This window comes from Arthrobacter sp. Marseille-P9274 (assembly GCF_946892675.1).
Lineage (GTDB): Bacteria > Actinomycetota > Actinomycetes > Actinomycetales > Micrococcaceae > Crystallibacter.
This window is the reverse complement of the sequence record NZ_CAMPOV010000001.1, coordinates 1,058,898-1,075,548: the sequence shown is the minus strand read 5'-3', so window position 1 is coordinate 1,075,548 and position 16,651 is coordinate 1,058,898. Positions and strand designations below refer to the sequence as shown.

Genomic DNA, 16,651 nt, shown 5'->3' with positions numbered 1-16,651 from the left:
CTTAGATCTCCATCCCGAAGTGTTCGCTGAATCGGACGTCGCCTTCGATCATGTCGTGCATGTCGCCAACCTCGTTGCGGAACATGAGCGTGCGCTCGATGCCCATTCCGAAGGCGAAGCCGGAGTAGACCTCTGGATCGATGCCCGCGGCGCGCAGCACGTTGGGGTGCACCATGCCGCAGCCTCCCCACTCGATCCACTGAGGGCCGCCCTTGGCACCGGGGTGCCAGATGTCGAGTTCGGCGGAAGGCTCCGTGAACGGGAAGAAGTTCGGGCGCAGCCGGATGGACGCTTCGGCGCCGAACATCTGCCGGGCGAAGTGCTCCAGTGTGCCGCGCAGGTCCGCCATGGACAGGCCCTTGTCGATGGCCAAGCCCTCGAACTGGTGGAACACGGGCGTGTGCGTGGCGTCGAGCTCATCGGTCCTGAAGACCTTGCCCGGGCACAGCACGTAGACCGGCAGGTCCCGTTCCAGCATGGAACGCACCTGGACCGGTGACGTGTGCGTGCGCATCAGCAGGTGTGCTTCAGGCGGCTCGACGAAGAAGGTGTCCTGCATCTCGCGGGCGGGGTGGTCAGGCTTGAAGTTGAGCGCGTCGAAGTTGAACCACTCGGACTCCACCTCGGGGCCTTCGGCGATCTCCCAGCCCATCCCCACGAAGATGTCGCTGACGCGGTCCTGCAGAACGGACAGCGGGTGCCGGGCACCGGCACGACGACGGCGGGGGGCCGCCGTGACATCGACGGCTTCCTCCACGAGGATCTGGGCGTCGCGCGCGGCTTCGAGTTCCTCGGTCCGGACGGCGAGCGCCTTGTTCAGGCGGCCGCGTGCGGGTCCGACCAGCTTGCCGGCGGCGGCTTTTTCCGCCTTGTCCAGCTTCCCGATCTCCCGGTTGGCCAGGCTCAGCGGCGACTTCTCCCCGGTATGGGCAATCCGCACGGCCTTGAGTTCCTCAAGGTCGGCCGCAGCCGCCATGGCATCCAGTGCGCGCTCTACGGCGGCGGCGATGGCTGCTTCATCAAGCGGGTGCGGCACGGCGGCAACCTGGGGGGACTCGGTCCCCACGGTGGTTTCAGACATGTGTGAGTACTTACCTTCGGTTAGCGTACAAGCGCCGCGACAGCGCCGATGCGGCGCCGCTGGCCCGGCAATCGGGCCTGTCGTGGCACCCCTAAGTCTAGTGGACACCACCGACGCCCACTGAACGCGGCAACCTATGATGAACCTATGACCGCCGGGGAACGCCTGCGCCGCCTGCTCAACTGGATCAACCTGTCAACCCTGCTTGGGCTCGGAACGGCCAAGCTGGCCCGCTGTTCGCTTCGCGACGGTCCCCGGGGCCTGATCCTCGCCCACGGCTACACGTGGCCGCTGCCAAAGGCCGCCGCCTTCACGCTCGGCAACGTTGTCCTGTTCCGGCCGGAGTCCGCCCGCCTCGCTGATAATCCGGTGCTGCTGGGGCACGAAGCCCGGCACAGCACCCAGTACGCCCTCTGCCTCGGGCTGCCCTTCCTGCCCCTTTACCTGGCGGCGGCGCTGTGGTCCCTGCTCCGGACCGGCGACCCGGCCTCCCGGAACCCCTTCGAGCGTTCGGCGGGATTGCGCGAAGGCGGTTACCGCGAGCGCCCGCTGCGACCTCTCCGGGCCGACGGCGGTTACCGTGCGCGCCCGCGGCTGCCCTTCCGGGGCGACGGCTACCGTGAGCGCCCGCCGCTGCCCTTCCGGCGCAGGCAACACCGCCCTTGAGCAATACTCGAATATGTGTTCGAATAGATAAATGCGTTGGGATGGACAGTCATTGGTGGCCGAAGACACATCCGCCCTGCCAGGCCTGACCCGGCTGGCGGGGCTGGTCCGGTCGGTGCAGACACCCGAATTCGCCGGGGTGACGTTCCACGAGATCGCCTGCAAATCGGCGCTCAGCCGGGTTCCGGCCCAGTCTGGCATGCCCTTCGAGTGGACCATCAACCCCACGCGCGGCTGCCTGCATCAGTGCACGTACTGCTTCGCACGGAAGACCCACGAGTACCTGGACCTGGACGCCGGACGGGACTTCGACACGCAGATCATCGTCAAGACGAACGTCGTCGAGGTGCTCCGCAGGGAGCTGTCCCGCCCGTCCTGGAAGGGCGAGCCCGTCGCCCTGGGCACCAATTCGGATCCCTACATGCGCGCTGAAGGCCGTTACCGGCTCATGCCCGGCATCATTCGGGCCCTCGCTGACTCCGGCACATCCTTCTCCATCCTGACCAAGGGCCCCCTGCTCAAGCGCGACCTGCCGCTGCTGCAGGAGGCCTCAGCCAGCGTGGACGTCGGTATCGGTGTCTCGCTGGCTTTCGCGGACGCCCGGCTGCAGCAGCAGGTGGAACCCGGCACACCGACGCCGAAAGCCCGGCTGGACCTCATCCGGGCGGTCGCGGACGCGGGCTTCGAATGCGGCGTGATGGCGATGCCGATCCTGCCGTGGCTGACCGACAGCGACGAGCATCTGGACCGTCTTTTTTCCCAACTGGCGGCGGCCGGCGCCTCCGGGGTGACCACTGGCGCCCTCCATCTGCGGCCGGGTGCGCGGGAGTGGTTCCTCCAATGGCTGGCCCGGGAGTATCCGTCCTTGGTCGGCCGGTACCGCGACCTGTACAACGGCGGCTCCTACGCCTCGAAGGACTACCGCCAGTGGCTGGCTGGGAAAGTCAGGAAATTCAAGCTCCGCCACGGACTCACGGACGGCGCCGCCCAGCTGCGGGTATCAGCGACGGCGGCGGCCCGACGCGGGGCGGTCCCGCCCACGGCGGAGGCTTCCTTCGAGGCACTTCCGGTGCATGAACCCACCCTCTTCTAGGCAGCGCCGGCCGGCTTCTAGGCAGCGCCGGCCGGCCGCCCTCAGGGCAGGCTGCTGTGCGCCGTTTGCGCGGCCTCCAATACGGCCGAGACGATGGGGAAATCCGCCGGAATCCAAGGCAGCGCCGTCAGCTCTTCCGGCCGCAGTTGTATCCAGCGCAGCTCATCGTGATCCTCCAGCGGGCGGGGCTCGCCGTCAACGATCCGCGCGTTCCACACGCGCATGGCGGCCGCATCGTTCAGGGGCCACCCCTGGTCGAGCGGGCCGACGACTTCCGTCCCGAGCTCCACGTCGACGCCAAGCTCCTCGCGGATCTCGCGGCGAAGGCCGTCTTCGCAGCCCTCCCCGGGTTCCACTTTGCCGCCGGGAAACTCCCACATGCCGGCCAATTGCTCGGGTGCGCTCCGCCGGGCGGCGAGCAGCCGCGTGGGGCTCTCCAGCGAATCCAGGATGGCGGCGCCGACAATCTGCTTCAGTCGTGGTTCCACCCCACGAGTCTACGGCCAAGGTCCGCACCGGACCGCCCGGAAAGTGTCCTCCGCTACAGGGCGCCCCGGACTACGGCGTCGAAGTGTTACGTTTACGGCACCGCCCGACTCATGGCCGATCCGGCCTCGCCTACCCGGAGTCCCATAAATGCTTTCCAAAGACGACCATGACCCCGCGCACAGCTACGGGCGTGTCCCCATCGCGGCAGCCATCATCGCCCTCGCGGCCGGCGGCTTCGGCATCGGGACCACGGAGTTCGCCATCATGGGTCTGCTGCAGAACGTGGCGGAGGGCCTGCAGATCAGCATTCCGCAAAGCGGCCAGCTGATTTCCGCCTACGCCCTGGGTGTCGTCGTCGGCGCCCCGGTACTGGCCGCCCTCGGTGCGCGGCTTGCCCACAAGCACATGGCGCTGGGGCTGATGGCGCTCTTTACGGTCGGAAACCTGTCCTCGGTCCTCGCCCCGGACTTCGGCTCCATGCTGGTGACCAGGTTCATGTCGGGCCTGCCGCACGGCGCCTACTTTGGGGTTGCCGCCGTCATTGCGGCCTCCCTGGTCGCCCCGTCCAAGCGCCCCCGCGCCGTCGCCGCGGTCATGCTGGGCCTCGCCGTGGCCAATGTCGTGGGCGTTCCCATCGTGACCTGGCTTGGACAGAACTACGGCTGGCGCCTGATGTTCGTGGCCGTCGGGATCATCGGCGTCATCACGCTGCTCCTGGTCCAGCGATTCGTGCCGTTCCGGCCCGCGCACGCCGAGGCGAGCATGCGCCGCGAGCTGCGGGCGTTGAAGCGCATCCAGGTGTGGCTTGCCCTGCTGATCGGTGTGGTCGGCTTCGGCGGATTCTTTGCCGTCTACTCCTACATCAGTCCGACCATGACGGACGTCGCAGGCCTGCCCGAATCTGCGCTGCCGCTCGTCGTCGGGCTGTACGGACTCGGCATGGTCGCCGGCAACATCCTAGGCGGACGGCTGGCCGAGCGCTCGGTGATGGGCAGCATCTACCAGGTGATGACAGCCATCGTGTGCGTGCTCGCCCTCTTCTGGGTGGTCGCGGATGTCGCCGTCCTGGCCGTGGCTATGGTGTTCCTGATCGGCGTCGCCGGTTCCAGCCTGATCCCCGGGCTGCAGACCAGGCTCATGGACGCCTCACCGGACGCCCAGACGCTGGCGGCTTCGTTGAACCACTCTGCGCTGAACATGGCCAATGCCCTCGGTGCCTTCCTCGGCGGGGCCGTGATTTCCGCGGGCTGGGGCTACAAGGCGCCCGCCTTGGTCGGGGCGGGCCTGGCTGTCCTCGGCCTGGCCGTGGCGGTTATCTCGGGCCTCCTCGAGCGGAAATCCCAGGCGTCGGCCGGTCCCGGCACGGATGCCGCTTTGTCGGACCGGAAGATACTCGGCTCCAGGTAGAGCACCCCGGCGATCGGTACTGCGTCCCGGATCCGCCGCTCCACACCGTCTATCCGGCGGCGATCTCCCGCCATGTGCTAAGCGCCGTAGTCCGCCAAGCTATACCCGATCACGCTGGGCCCGGGCGGAAGCATACAAGCAGACTGTTGCCGCGGTACCGACGTTCAGGCTCTCGGCCTGGCCGTACAGGGGAACCGCCACGCGGTAGTCTGCGGCGGCCAGCTCCGCTTCGGAGAGGCCCTGGGCCTCATTGCCGAATAACCAGGCCGTCTCGCCTTCCAACGCCGGGCCCGCGGCTCCCTCGCGGCCCGTAGCCGCTGGTCCCCCGCCGCCCCGGCGTAGGGCGCTCTCATCCTGCAGCCGGTCCAGGTCGATGTCACCGTAGCCGTCTGCCGCCAGCACGGCCACGTGCTGCTCCCTCAGCTGGTCCACGAGCGAATCGAAGTCGGCTCCGATGACGACGGGCAGGTGGAAGAGGGAGCCGGCGGTCGACCGGACCGCCTTCGGGTTGTAGATATCCACACTCCCGCCGATCAGGATGACAGCGTCCGTGCCCGCCGAATCGGCCGCGCGAAGCACCGTCCCCGCGTTGCCCGGGTCCTGGACCCGAACCATGACTGCAAGCAGCTCGGGTCCGGCCGCCAGCACCTCCTCCAGGGGCCGGTCCAGATAGTGGCAGACGGCCAGAATGCCCTGCGGACTGACGGTATCGGACATGGCCGCGATGACGTCGTCGTTCGCCAGGCGCAGGTCCACGTCCGCTGCCAAGTCGCCCAGTTCCGGGTAGCGTTCCAGGCACGACTCGGTGGCGAAGACCTCGGACACGACCGGAGGCCGCCGCTCCCCCATGGCACTGCGGTGGGCCACGAGCGCCTCCCGCACCGCCTGGGGACCCTCGGCCAGGAACTGCTGGCGCTTTAAACGCGCCGGGCGCCCAGCCAGCTTCGCTACGTCCTTGACCCGATCTGCTCGGGGGTTGGACATAACTGCTGGTGGGCGCCCGGTAATGCTCATAGAGCGACTATAGCGTTAGTGCAGGCTGCCGCCTGATTCGCAGAATTACTCGGCGATCTTCTGGCGGGCTTCGCCGCCGGCGGGCTCGTAGCCGGCGGCCTTGGCGGCCTCTACAGTGCTGAACCAGTAGACCGGAGTGGTCTGCTCGTACCAAGTCGAACCCGGCACGTGGTACTTGTTCGACTGGTTGCCCTTGATGGCGAAGCCCTCGGGAGCATCCTGGCCATCGACGGCCTTCACAGCGCCGGACAGCTCGCCCTCGGCGGCAGCCGGAGCGGCGGCGGGAGCAGCCTTCGCGGCGGGGGCGGCCTTGGCAGCCGGAGCAGCCTTGCGCTCCGCCGGGGCCGAGGTGTCGGCGGGCAGCGAGTCCTTGGCGATCTGGACCAGCGCGGCGAAGGTGGCAGCGTCGGAGACGGCCAGCTCGGCCAGCATGCGGCGGTCAACCTGGACCTCGGCAGCCTTCAGACCCTGGATCAGGCGGTTGTAGGTCAGGCCGTTGGCGCGGGAAGCAGCGTTGATGCGCTGGATCCAGAGGCGGCGGAAGTCACCCTTCCGCTTGCGGCGGTCGCCGTAGCTGTACACGAACGAGTGCAGCAGCTGTTCCTTGGCCTTGCGGTAGAGACGGGACCGCTGGCCGCGGTAACCGGACGCGCGCTCAAGAATTACCCGGCGCTTCTTATGGGCGTTGACTGCCCGCTTCACACGTGCCACGTGCGTACTCCTTTAGGTGTTGGACGGCGGGAACTGGGCCCCGGCGTCGGAAAATGCTGAAACGACTGGCAACGGCAGCTGCGGCCGGAACCTGGTCGGAAAGGGTGTGTTAGATGCCGAGCATCTTCTTGATGTTCTTCACATCAGCCGGTGCAACAATCTTGTCGCTCGCCAGACGGCGGGTGAGCGTGGAGGGCTTGTGCTCCAGGTAGTGGCGGCGGTTGGCCTGCTGCCGCTTGAGCTTGCCGCTGCCGGTGAGCTTAAAGCGCTTCTTGGCGCCACTGTGGGTCTTCTGCTTCGGCATAGCTGCCGTTCTCCTTACGTATCCTCAGGCCAGAGCCGTCGGTTCGTGCGGCTCCCTGCGGGAACGCGCGGTTGACATGTCTACCGGAGTCCGGGAGCGCAATGCTCCCGGACTGCCAGATGAACCCGGTCTGTCGTCAGCTCTTGGAGCTGCCGCGACCGGAAGGTTTGGGTGCGGACGGCTTGGCCGGGCCCGGCATGGGCTTCGGCCGTGCCTGCGGCTTCGGCATCGCCGCGGGCTTCGGAGCGGCCGCCGGCTTCGGAGCCGGCGCCGCCTTGGGGGCGGCTTCGGTCTGCGGCTTCGGCGCCTGCTGGACCGGCGGCCTAGGCGCCGATGCCTGCGGCTTCGACTCCTGCTGCGCCCGGGGCTCGGCCTTCGGCTCAGGTGCCTTCTCGGCCTTCGGCTCAGGCGCCTTCTCGACCTGCGGCTCAGGCGCCTTCTCGGCCTTCGGCTCAGGCGCCTTCTCGACCTGCGGCTCAGGCGCCTTCTCGGCCTGCGGCTCAGGCGCCTTCTCGACCTGCGGCTCAGGCGCCTTCTCGACCTGCGGCTCAGGCGCCTTCTCGACCTGCGGCTCAGGCGCCTTCTCGACCTGCGGCTCAGGCGCCGCTGCGGGTGCAGCCTCGGCAGCGGACGGCGCTTCCGCCGGTTCGGCCGCGCTCGTGGTCAGTCCTTCCGGCAACAAGTCGCCCAGGCTCTGCGTCATCGGCGCCTGGTCGGAGGAAACGTCGACGCGCTCATTCTTGGCGGCGTTGGCTGCCTTGGCCTCTGCCTTCTGCGTGGCACGGCGGGCTTCGGCCTTGGCTTCCGCCTTGTTCTTGGTCGGGCCGATCACCATGACCATGTTGCGGCCGTCGATGCGGGGGCTGGACTCAACAATGCCGACCTCGGCGACGTCGTCCGCAAACTTCTGCAGCAGACGAATGCCCATCTCCGGGCGCTGCTGTTCACGCCCGCGGAACTGGATCATGGCCTTGACCTTGTCGCCCGCGCCGAGGAAGCGGAGGGCGTGCCCGCGCTTGGTCTCGTAGTCGTGCTTATCGATCTTCAGCCGGAACCGGATTTCCTTCAGAACAGTGTTGGTCTGGTTCTTGCGGGCTTCACGGGCCTTGACTGCTGCTTCGTACTTGTACTTGCCAAAATCCATGAGTTTGCACACCGGAGGCTTGGCCTGCGGTGCTACCTCAACAAGATCCAGGTCCGATTCGGCGGCCAGACGCAGGGCGTCCTCGATGCGGACGATCCCCACCTGTTCGCCGGCAGGACCTACCAACCGCACCTCGGGGACGCGGATCCGATCATTGATTCGTGGCTCGCTAATGTGTGGCTCCTGATTGTTGTGGTCACGGTGACCGCCCCGCAACAGGAGAAGGCCCCCTATTGCGTGCGCAATCGGAGGCCTCGGATGCCGGCGTTCGGCGCCGCCCCAAAAGGGACTGCGCGCATCAGCTTCCCCAGCGGGGACTGTATGCCGACCGGAACCCGGCAGCTGTGGATAATCCATGCCGACAGGTGGGAGACGAATCCGCTTGCAGATTGATCCGTTATTCCTTCCGGAATCCCGGTGTGCCCTCGGGCACGAAAATAACAGGAATCAATTGGTCTGTGACAAGCTTACCAGTATGAGCACCCCAGATAACAACCCTGCCCCCGATGCCGGCCACCGCCATTCGTTTGACGGCCCGGAAAATGCCGGCCAGGACCAGGAAGTCCTTGCGCAGATGCGGGACATCGCGGAAGTACCTGCAGTGGAAGTCATTACGACGGCGGCTGTCCACCTGATGAGCGCCGCGGCAGTCAAGTGCGGGCTGGCAGCCGGCGAGGATGCCGAGCAGCTGAAGGACCTTGACGAAGCCCGCAAGCTGATCACCGCCTTGGCCGGGTTCGTCACCGCCGCGGCACCGGAGATCGGCAGCCAGCATGCCGGCCCGTTGCGCGACGGGCTGCGTTCCCTGCAGCTGGCCTTCCGTGAAGCATCGGTGCTCCCCGACGCTCCGGGCCAGGGTCCGGGCGAGAAGTTCACCGGGCCGGTCAACTGACAAGGCAACAGCTTTCGCGAAGAGGCGCCGTGGCACAGACCCGGCGCCTTTTCGCTGCCCGCGGTCGGCCCGGCATGCCCAGCCCTTCCGGACCGGGATGCCCGGCCTGGCGTGCCTGGGCCCTTGCACGCCGGCAGCAGCCTAGCTCTTTGCGTGCCCGCCGGCCGCGTCCCGGACAAAACTGATCTCCAGCGAATCCACCCGTTCGGCGAAGTCCTTGGACGCACCCAACCGGGCTTGCAGCCGCTCGGCCAGTCCCTGCAGCTCCGCCTGGCTTAGACCGTCCTTGACAGCCAGGACCAACCGCAGCTCCGGTCCCGGCCCGCCGCCGGCAAGAACGCGCCCCGAGGCCGTCCTGGAGGCGATGCCGCTGCCGGGCGCCAGAGCGGTGTGCAGAACGTCCGGTTCCCTCCCGACCGCATCGGCGACGACGTCCGCCAGCGAAGGATCGGCATAGGAGGGCACCCACTCGTGCTGCTGGGCCAGCGCCCAGACGCCCGGGCGGCGCACAACGAAGGTCACCTCGGAGCCGGGGTCCACGACCAGCAGTTGGGCGCTTTCCGCCACGGCCGACAAGGCCGCCCGGGCGGCATAGACGGCCACGGGCCTGGCATCGGCGTGCCAGGCCTCCAGGGCGGATGTGGAGGTGAACACCGGCAGCGCCCGGCGCCCGTCGGGCGCCTGCAGCGTTACCAGAGCCATGTCCGCCTGCTTGTCGGCGGCGAGTTCGTTGGCTCCGGCCGCTTCCTCACCGAGCTGCGCCACAATCGGAACGAAGACGCGGGCCGATGCCAGAGCCTGCAGCACCTGGGACTCTCCCCCGGTGCCGTCGGCCAGCGCCGCGATGGCCTTCAGGTAGCCCTGGTCGGCGCCGCCGTCGTCGTCGTTGAAATTGTGCAGCGGGTTGCCCGGCCCGCTCAGGTCGCGGCCGCTCCACGGCCTGCCCGCCGAGTCCGTCGCGCCGCCGGCACCGGCCAGTGCGGCCGCGATGTGGCCCGGCAGTTCCCTCTTGTCTGCCAAGGCTCAGCGGCGGCCGGCGGTATCGAGTGCCTGGGGCAGCGTGAACTTCCCGGCGTACAGCGCCTTACCGACAATCGCTCCCTCGACGCCGTGCGGCACCAGGGTGCGCAGGGCCGCGAGGTCATCGAGGCTGGAGATGCCGCCGGAGGCAACCACCGGCTTGGCCGTGCGGGAGGCGACCTCCTTGAGCAGGTCAAGGTTGGGACCCTGGAGCGTGCCGTCCTTGGTCACGTCAGTGACGACGTAGCGCGCGCAGCCGGCGTCTTCCAGACGGGCCAAAACGTCCCAGAGGTCGCCGCCCTCCTTGGTCCAGCCGCGGGCCGCCAGGGTGGTGCCTCGGACATCGAGTCCGACGGCGATAGCGTCGCCGTAGCGTTCAATCGCCTTGGCCGTCCACTCAGGGTTCTCCAGCGCCGCGGTCCCGAGGTTGACGCGGGCAGCGCCCAGTTCCAGCGCACGGTCCAGCGATGCATCGTCACGGATGCCGCCGGACAGCTCAACCTTGATGTTCAGTTCCCGCACCACGCGCTGCAGCAGGTCGATATTGGAGCCCCGCCCGAAAGCCGCGTCAAGGTCCACCAGATGGACCCACTCGGCGCCGTCGTTCTGCCAGGCCAGGGCCGCGTCCAGCGGATCACCGTAGCTTGTCTCGCTGCCGGCCTCGCCCTGCACAAGCCGGACCGCCTGGCCGTCGGCGACGTCCACGGCGGGCAGCAGTTCGAGGATCGGGGCATCTTGCGTCGTCATAGGGGGAATCCGCTTTCTGAACTAGTCGAAGGAATTACTCGGCCGGGCCGAGAGTAAGCAGGTAGGCGGCCACGAGGGCCATGGCCGCCAGGAACCAGAAACTGATAATCAGCCATTTCGGCGCCTGCTGGCCGCGGAAGGCAATGGCGCCTCCGGCGAGGAGGCCGGCCAGACCCATCAGGACAACACTCCACATACCGGGTCAGCCCAGGGTCCGAAGCCAGTTTTGCAGCATGGCGGCGCCCGCGTCCCCGGACTTCTCGGGGTGGAACTGCGTTGCGCTCAGCGGACCGTTCTCGACGGCGGCAATGAAGGGACCGCCGTGATCGGACCACGTGACCATGGGAGGAGTCATGGCCGGCTGGTTCACGTCGAAGTTCCAGTGCTGGACGCCGTAGGAATGCACGAAGTAGAACCGCTCGTCTTCGATCCCGGCAAACAACTGGCTGCCTTCCGGGGGCCGAACGGTGTTCCACCCCATGTGCGGGACGACCTCGGCGGCCAGGCGCTCGACGGTGCCCGGCCATTCACCGATGCCTTCAGTCCTCACGCCGTGCTCGACGCCGGCCTCGAACATCACCTGCAGTCCGACGCAGATCCCCAGGACCGGGCGGCTGCCTGCGACGCGCCTGCCGATCCAGCGGATGGCGTCGACGGACTTGAGTCCTTCCATGACGGTCGCAAAGGCCCCGACGCCGGGCACAACCAGGCCGTCGGCCTCGAGGACTGCCCGCGAATCGTGGCTGAGCGTCACCTCGGCGCCGACGTGCTCCAGCGCCCGGACTGCCGACCGGATGTTGCCCGACCCGTAGTCCAGAACGGTCACCTTGGGCGCCATAATCAGAGCGCTCCCTTGGTCGACGGAATGCCCTCGACGCGCGGATCCGGCTCCACGGCGGCGCGCAAGGCGCGGGCGAAGGCCTTGAACTGGGCCTCCACAATGTGGTGCGGGTCCCGGCCGCCGAGCACCCGCATGTGCAGGCAGATCTGCGCGTGCAGCGTGATTGCCTCGAAGACGTGGCGGGTCAGGGAACCGGTGAAGTGGCCGCCGATCAGGTGGTATTCCTGGCCGGCCGGTTCACCGTCGTGGACGAGGTAAGGCCTGCCCGAGATGTCGACCACGGCATGGGCGATAGCCTCGTCCAGCGGGACGGTGGCTTCGCCGAAACGGCGGATCCCGGCCTTATTGCCAAGCGCGTTCTTCAGGACTTCCCCAAGCGTGATGGCGACGTCCTCGACCGTGTGATGGGCGTCGATGTGCGTGTCCCCCGAGGCCTTCACTGTCAGGTCGATCAGCGAGTGCTTCGAGAGGGCCGTGAGCATATGGTCGTAGAACGGCACGGTGGTGCTGATATCGGACTGCCCGGTGCCGTCCAGGTTCAGCTCAACCAGCACCGACGACTCGCTGGTGGTGCGTTCGAGGCGTGCTGTGCGTGCAGTGGTGGCGATATCCGCGGTCATGGAATTCCTTTGTGGCAAGAGGGGTCATTGCGGGTCCGCACGGAACCCGCACTTATCAGTCTAGAAGACTCCGCTCAGAGCAGTTCCCGCAGCCGGTCGAGGAATGCGGTGGTCTCGGCCTCGGTGCCGGCGGTGACGCGCAGGTGCCCGGCGATCCCGACGTCGCGGATCAGCACGCCGGCATCCAGCAGCCCCTGCCAGACCCTGTGCGGGTCCTTCAACCCGCCGAAGAAGACGAAGTTCGAGTCCGACGGCGCGGGCTGCAGCCCCAGCGACGTCAACTCGCTAACGATCCGGTCCCGCTGGCTCTTGATCTCTTCGACATTGGCGAGCAGCGCGCCGGCATGATCGAGCGCCGCCAACGCGGTCGCCTGCGTGACGGCCGAGAGGTGGTAAGGGAGCCGGACCAGCCGGAGGGCGTCCGCAATCTGGGGAGCTGCGGCAAGATAGCCGACGCGGGCGCCGGCGAGGGCGAAGGCCTTGCTCATGGTCCGCGAAACGATCAGCCGCTCCCTGCCCGGCAGGAGCGTCAGGGCACTGTCCGTCCCGACATGGGCAAATTCTGCATACGCTTCATCGACGATGACGATCGCCTGGCTCGCTTCGCCGGCTTCGTAGACAGCTTCGACGACATCGAGCCCGAGCGCGGTCCCGGTCGGATTGTTCGGTGAACACAGGACGACAATGTTGGCTGCGGTATCACGGACCGCCTTGGCAGCTTGGTCGGCGGTCAGGCCGAAGTCCGCGTCGCGGCGGACGGTCACGTACTCCGTGTCCGTGCCGCTGGCAAGGAGGGGATACATCGAGTAGGTGGGCGGAAAACTCAGCAGCCGGCGCCCCGGGCCGCCGAAGGCCTGCAGTATCTGCTGCAGTACCTCGTTGGACCCGTTCGCTGCCCACATGTTCCCGGCGGAGAGCCCGTGACCGAGGTAGTTGGCCAGCGCCTCCCGCAGCTCCGTGAATTCGCGGTCCGGGTAGCGGTTCAGGCCCCCCACCGCCGACTGGACGCGCGCCGCAATCGCGTCGGCAACCTCCTGAGGCAGCCCGTGCGTATTTTCGTTGACGTTGAGAAGCACGGGTACGTCGAGTTGCGGAGCTCCGTACGGTGTCAGCCCGCGCAGGTTGTTGCGCAGGGGCAGTCGGTTGAGTAGATCCAGCTGGTCGTTCACCTGACCAGCTTAGGCTCCGGCGGGCCCGGGGCAGGAATCGGGCCTGCCGGAGCGGCTCTTATTACAGCTGCTAGTCCCCCAGCGGGACGAACAGCCGCTGTCCGGCACGAACGACGGAATTCGGCAGATTGTTCAGCTGCTGGATCTCGGCAATGACATCGTGCGGGTGGCGGTCCGGCGCTGCCAGCACGGCCACATCCCACAGCGTCTGGCCGGGCGCGACGGCGACCGACACGGTGCGGCCGGGGCCAAGGTCAGGCCCCGAGCTGGCCAGGGCCGGCGCCGTAAAGAAGCCGATCAGGGTCAGCAGGACTGCGACGCCAAGCATCAGGGGCAACCCGATGAGCACCAGGCGGCCGCGGCGGGTGAGCCGCAGCGCGGGCGTCGAGCCGGGCAAAGCCTGCGGGGCGACGTGCGGGGCGAGCTGAACAGACATGAGGGTACCTTCCCGTTCCGCGTGCATATGCATCTTGGTTTCGAACGCATATTCGAACTGTCGGTTTCCATTTGTAGCACTTGTGATCGAATGTTGTCGAGACTCGATCGAATAAATGTTTGAGATCGTAGTAGGGCTGCCCTAGGCTTGAAGAAATGGCGGCCATGCCTGAGTCCATCAGCTGCCACTGACAACATTGGACCGGCCACCCCTGGCTAGCCCGGGGTGGCCGGATAGAGAACCGGGGCCAGTTCATGTCGAGGAAGATTGCAGCTACTTCAGGTGCCGACGGCACGGGAACCGCACGCAAGCGCGCGGCCGCGTCCCCCAAGAGCCTGACGCCCCGCCAGAAGAAGATCCTCGAAAGCATCCAGCGTTCCATCAGCGCCAAGGGCTACCCGCCGTCGATGCGCGAGATCGGTGACACCGTCGGGCTCGCCAGCCTCTCCAGCGTCACGCATCAGCTCTCGCAGCTGGAGAAGCTCGGCTATATCCGCCGCGATCCCAAGCGGCCGAGGGCCATGGAGGTCCTGACGCCGCTGACGCTCGAGAAAGGGGCGGTGGAGATCGAAGGCATGGCCGAGCCGGAGAAACTCCGCAGCATCGGCGGCCTGTCGGTATCGGAACTGGCCACGGCTTCCGATACGGCGATCGTTCCGCTGGTCGGCAGGATCGCCGCGGGCGGGCCCATCCTGGCGGACCAAGTGGTCGAGGACGTCATGCCCCTCCCCCGGCAGCTCGTCGGGCACGGCGAGCTCTTCATGCTCAAGGTCTCCGGCGATTCCATGATCGATGCCGCCATCTGCGACGGAGACTGGGTCGTCGTCCGCCGGCAGCCGAGCGCCGTCAACGGCGAAATCGTCGCCGCGCTGCTGGACGACGAGGCTACCGTCAAGACTTTCCGGCAGCGGGATGGCCACACCTGGCTGCTGCCGCAGAACACCCAGTATGAACCGATCCTCGGCGACGGCGCGACGATCATGGGCAAGGTCGTTTCGGTGATGCGCGCCCTGTAGCCGCCGCCCGGCGGGCCCTCAGCCCGCCAGGCGCTGCAGGATCTGGAGCGCCGTCGCCCGGTCCTTCGTCGACCAGAACGGCGGCAGCGCCGCCCTGAGGAAGCCCCCATACCGGGCATTGGCCAGTCTCGAATCGAGCACGGCCACCATGCCCCGGTCCCCCGCGGCACGGATAAGCCGTCCGGCACCTTGGGCAAGCCGTACCGCGGCGTGCGTGGCCGAAATGGTCATGAAACCGTTCCCGCCCGCCTGCGACACTGCCCGCGTGCGGGCGGTCATGAGCGGATCGTCCGGCCGGGGGAAGGGAATCCTGTCGATGACCACCAGGCGGCAGGCCTCTCCCGGCACGTCGACCCCCTGCCACAGCGTCATCGTCCCGAACAGGCAGGTATTCGGTTCGCTCGAGAATTGCCGGACCAGCGCCGCCATCGACGACTCGCCCTGGCAAAGGATCGTGAAGGGCAGCCGCTTGCGCATCTCCGCGGCGGCATCCTCGGCGGCCCGCCGCGACGAGAACAGTCCGAGGGCACCTCCATTGGAGGCGCGAAGCAACGCTTCGAGCTCGTCCAACTGCTCGGGGCTTGTCCCCCGGCCTGGCTTTGGCAGGTGGGAGGCCACATAGAGCACGCCCTGCTTCGGGTAGTCGAACGGGCTCCCGACATCGGCGCTGCTGTACTTCGGCGCTCCTTCGCCCAGCAGGCCCAGCGAGCCGGCGACGGCGTCGAAGGCGTTGCCGATGGCGAGGGTCGCGGACGTGAGGACGACGGTGTGGCCCTCGAAAAGCCCCTCGCGAAGCCGGGAAGCCACCGACAGCGGCGCCACGTTCAGCATCGGCGGCAGGGTCTCGTCCGGAGGTCCGTAACCGCTGCCCGCTGTGAAGCTGCTGGGACGGGTTATCCATAGGACCTCCCGGCTGTGGGCGGTGGACACTACCCGGTCGCACAGCTCCAGGATGGCCGCCAGCCGTGACCTTGCCATCTGCCTGCCGCCGTCCGCCGCGCCCGAGCCATCGGGCTTGGAGTCGGACAGTGCCGTTCGAGCCGCCTCCCGCAGCTGGGTCAACGCCAGTTCCTGCTCGGGCCGCAATCCGGCCGCCATGAGTCCGGACGGAACCGAATCGAATGCCGCTTCGAAGCTCTTGGCGGCAGCGTTCAGCGCATCGACGCTGATTGCCGTGTGCTTGCGGGCACTGGAGGCGGCGGCGGTGATCATGGCGGCCGAGAGTTGTCCGGAGACCGCCCCCGTCACGCGATCCTGCAACTCATGGGCCTCGTCAATAACAACGAAGTCGTAGTCCGGCAGGACGGCCAGCCCCTCGAACGCGTTGATGGCCAGCATCGCGTGGTTGGTGATCACCACGTCGGCCTCTGCCGCGTGCATGCGTGCGCGCTCACTGAAGCATTCCGCCGCGACCGGACACCGCTGGGCCCCGAGGCACTCCATGGCGCTCACGGAGACCTGCCGCCAGGCCCGGTCGCTGACCCCAGGGACAATCTCGTCCCGGTCCCCCGTGTCGGTCTCCTCGGCCCAGGCCCGCAGCCGCTTGATTTCCTGTCCCAGAGCGGTGGTCGGCCCGGGGGCCGGCGCCGGATGCGGGACGGTCTCATCGGCGAGGTCGAAGAGCGCCTCCGGAGCATCGTCCGCCGGGAAACCGCCGTCGACCTTGTGCAGGCACAGGTAGTTGTTCCGGCCCTTGAGCAACGCGGCATCGATCGGTCGCGGAAGCTCATCGGCGATGGCTTCCAGCAGCCGCGGCAGGTCCCGTTTGACGATCTGGGACTGCAGGGCGAGGGTAGCCGTCGCGACGATCGCCGGCTTCTCGCTCTCCAGCGCATGCACGATCAGTGGAATCAGGTAGGCAAGGGACTTGCCCGTTCCCGTGCCCGCCTGGACCAGGAGATGTTCACGCCGCCGGAAGGCCCCATCGACCCGGCCGGCCATATCGTGCTGGCCCTGGCGGTCCTGCCCGCCCATCGCCTGCACGGCGACGTCGAGCAGGCG

At 67.7% G+C, this 16,651-nt stretch carries 19 protein-coding genes; 5 read left to right on the top strand and 14 right to left on the bottom strand.

Going from position 1 to position 16,651, the window contains the following annotated elements; translation table 11 throughout:
- Position 1: 1 nt before the first annotated feature.
- Positions 2–1,081: a phenylalanine--tRNA ligase subunit alpha gene (gene pheS, locus OC550_RS04900; RefSeq protein WP_262104168.1), complete on the bottom strand. Its 1,080-nt coding sequence runs from the start codon at positions 1,079–1,081 to the stop codon at positions 2–4.
- Between the two features lie 147 nt (positions 1,082–1,228).
- Between pheS and OC550_RS04895 the strand changes: the two genes are divergently transcribed.
- Both OC550_RS04895 and OC550_RS04890 read left to right on the top strand, forming a co-directional pair.
- The gene (locus tag OC550_RS04895; protein WP_262104167.1) at positions 1,229–1,747 is read left to right on the top strand and encodes a hypothetical protein; all 519 of its coding nucleotides are present in this window, start codon (positions 1,229–1,231) and stop codon (positions 1,745–1,747) included.
- 31 nt (positions 1,748–1,778) lie between these two features.
- Positions 1,779–2,840 carry an Rv2578c family radical SAM protein gene (locus tag OC550_RS04890; protein WP_262104166.1) on the top strand — a complete coding sequence of 354 codons (1,062 nt, stop codon included), beginning with the start codon at positions 1,779–1,781 and terminating at the stop codon, positions 2,838–2,840.
- 41 nt (positions 2,841–2,881) lie between these two features.
- On the opposite strand, the gene OC550_RS04885 is transcribed toward OC550_RS04890, so the two are convergent.
- Complete coding sequence (locus tag OC550_RS04885) at positions 2,882–3,328, bottom strand: (deoxy)nucleoside triphosphate pyrophosphohydrolase (RefSeq protein WP_262104165.1); 447 nt, start codon at positions 3,326–3,328, stop codon at positions 2,882–2,884.
- Positions 3,329–3,476: 148 nt separating this feature from the next.
- Here OC550_RS04885 and OC550_RS04880 point away from each other — a divergent pair, with 148 nt between their 5' ends.
- On the top strand, positions 3,477–4,736 hold the full coding sequence (locus OC550_RS04880; RefSeq protein WP_262104164.1) for an MFS transporter: 1,260 nt from the start codon (positions 3,477–3,479) through the stop codon (positions 4,734–4,736).
- Positions 4,737–4,835: 99 nt separating this feature from the next.
- Here the strand turns inward: OC550_RS04880 and OC550_RS04875 are convergent, their stop codons facing one another.
- The 4 genes from OC550_RS04875 to infC all read right to left on the bottom strand — a co-directional run bounded on the left by OC550_RS04875 (position 4,836) and on the right by infC (position 8,125).
- Positions 4,836–5,750, bottom strand: a complete 915-nt coding sequence (locus tag OC550_RS04875) for an RNA methyltransferase (protein ID WP_262104163.1) — start codon at positions 5,748–5,750, stop codon at positions 4,836–4,838.
- A 45-nt stretch (positions 5,751–5,795) separates the two neighbouring features.
- The gene (rplT, locus tag OC550_RS04870; RefSeq protein WP_262104162.1) at positions 5,796–6,461 is read right to left on the bottom strand and encodes a 50S ribosomal protein L20; all 666 of its coding nucleotides are present in this window, start codon (positions 6,459–6,461) and stop codon (positions 5,796–5,798) included.
- 109 nt (positions 6,462–6,570) lie between these two features.
- Positions 6,571–6,765 (bottom strand): 50S ribosomal protein L35, encoded by a 195-nt coding sequence (rpmI, locus tag OC550_RS04865; protein ID WP_262104161.1) that lies wholly within the window; start codon positions 6,763–6,765, stop codon positions 6,571–6,573.
- A gap of 136 nt (positions 6,766–6,901) precedes the next feature.
- The gene (infC, locus tag OC550_RS04860) at positions 6,902–8,125 is read right to left on the bottom strand and encodes a translation initiation factor IF-3 (RefSeq protein WP_262104160.1); all 1,224 of its coding nucleotides are present in this window, start codon (positions 8,123–8,125) and stop codon (positions 6,902–6,904) included.
- A 259-nt stretch (positions 8,126–8,384) separates the two neighbouring features.
- Between infC and OC550_RS04855 the strand changes: the two genes are divergently transcribed.
- Positions 8,385–8,801, top strand: coding sequence for a DUF1844 domain-containing protein (locus OC550_RS04855; protein WP_262104159.1), 417 nt, complete (start codon positions 8,385–8,387; stop codon positions 8,799–8,801).
- A gap of 141 nt (positions 8,802–8,942) precedes the next feature.
- On the opposite strand, the gene OC550_RS04850 is transcribed toward OC550_RS04855, so the two are convergent.
- From OC550_RS04850 to OC550_RS04820, 7 genes are all read right to left on the bottom strand, one after another.
- On the bottom strand, positions 8,943–9,821 hold the full coding sequence (locus tag OC550_RS04850) for an SseB family protein (RefSeq protein WP_262104158.1): 879 nt from the start codon (positions 9,819–9,821) through the stop codon (positions 8,943–8,945).
- A 3-nt stretch (positions 9,822–9,824) separates the two neighbouring features.
- A complete protein-coding gene (gene priA / locus OC550_RS04845) occupies positions 9,825–10,568 on the bottom strand; it encodes a bifunctional 1-(5-phosphoribosyl)-5-((5-phosphoribosylamino)methylideneamino)imidazole-4-carboxamide isomerase/phosphoribosylanthranilate isomerase PriA (RefSeq protein WP_262104157.1) in 744 nt (247 codons plus the stop codon).
- Positions 10,569–10,602: 34 nt separating this feature from the next.
- Positions 10,603–10,746, bottom strand: coding sequence for a hypothetical protein (locus OC550_RS04840; RefSeq protein WP_262106348.1), 144 nt, complete (start codon positions 10,744–10,746; stop codon positions 10,603–10,605).
- Positions 10,747–10,770: 24 nt separating this feature from the next.
- The gene (hisH, locus tag OC550_RS04835) at positions 10,771–11,406 is read right to left on the bottom strand and encodes an imidazole glycerol phosphate synthase subunit HisH (RefSeq protein ID WP_262104156.1); all 636 of its coding nucleotides are present in this window, start codon (positions 11,404–11,406) and stop codon (positions 10,771–10,773) included.
- Between the two features lie 2 nt (positions 11,407–11,408).
- A complete protein-coding gene (gene hisB / locus OC550_RS04830) occupies positions 11,409–12,029 on the bottom strand; it encodes an imidazoleglycerol-phosphate dehydratase HisB (RefSeq protein ID WP_262104155.1) in 621 nt (206 codons plus the stop codon).
- 74 nt (positions 12,030–12,103) lie between these two features.
- The gene (locus tag OC550_RS04825) at positions 12,104–13,198 is read right to left on the bottom strand and encodes a histidinol-phosphate transaminase (RefSeq protein ID WP_262104154.1); all 1,095 of its coding nucleotides are present in this window, start codon (positions 13,196–13,198) and stop codon (positions 12,104–12,106) included.
- 70 nt (positions 13,199–13,268) lie between these two features.
- A complete protein-coding gene (locus OC550_RS04820) occupies positions 13,269–13,634 on the bottom strand; it encodes a LysM peptidoglycan-binding domain-containing protein (RefSeq protein ID WP_262104153.1) in 366 nt (121 codons plus the stop codon).
- A 254-nt stretch (positions 13,635–13,888) separates the two neighbouring features.
- Here OC550_RS04820 and lexA point away from each other — a divergent pair, with 254 nt between their 5' ends.
- Positions 13,889–14,650: a transcriptional repressor LexA gene (lexA, locus tag OC550_RS04815; RefSeq protein WP_262104152.1), complete on the top strand. Its 762-nt coding sequence runs from the start codon at positions 13,889–13,891 to the stop codon at positions 14,648–14,650.
- 18 nt (positions 14,651–14,668) lie between these two features.
- Here the strand turns inward: lexA and OC550_RS04810 are convergent, their stop codons facing one another.
- The gene (locus OC550_RS04810) at positions 14,669–16,624 is read right to left on the bottom strand and encodes an ATP-dependent DNA helicase (protein WP_306556929.1); all 1,956 of its coding nucleotides are present in this window, start codon (positions 16,622–16,624) and stop codon (positions 14,669–14,671) included.
- Between the last annotated feature and the right edge of the window lie 27 nt (positions 16,625–16,651).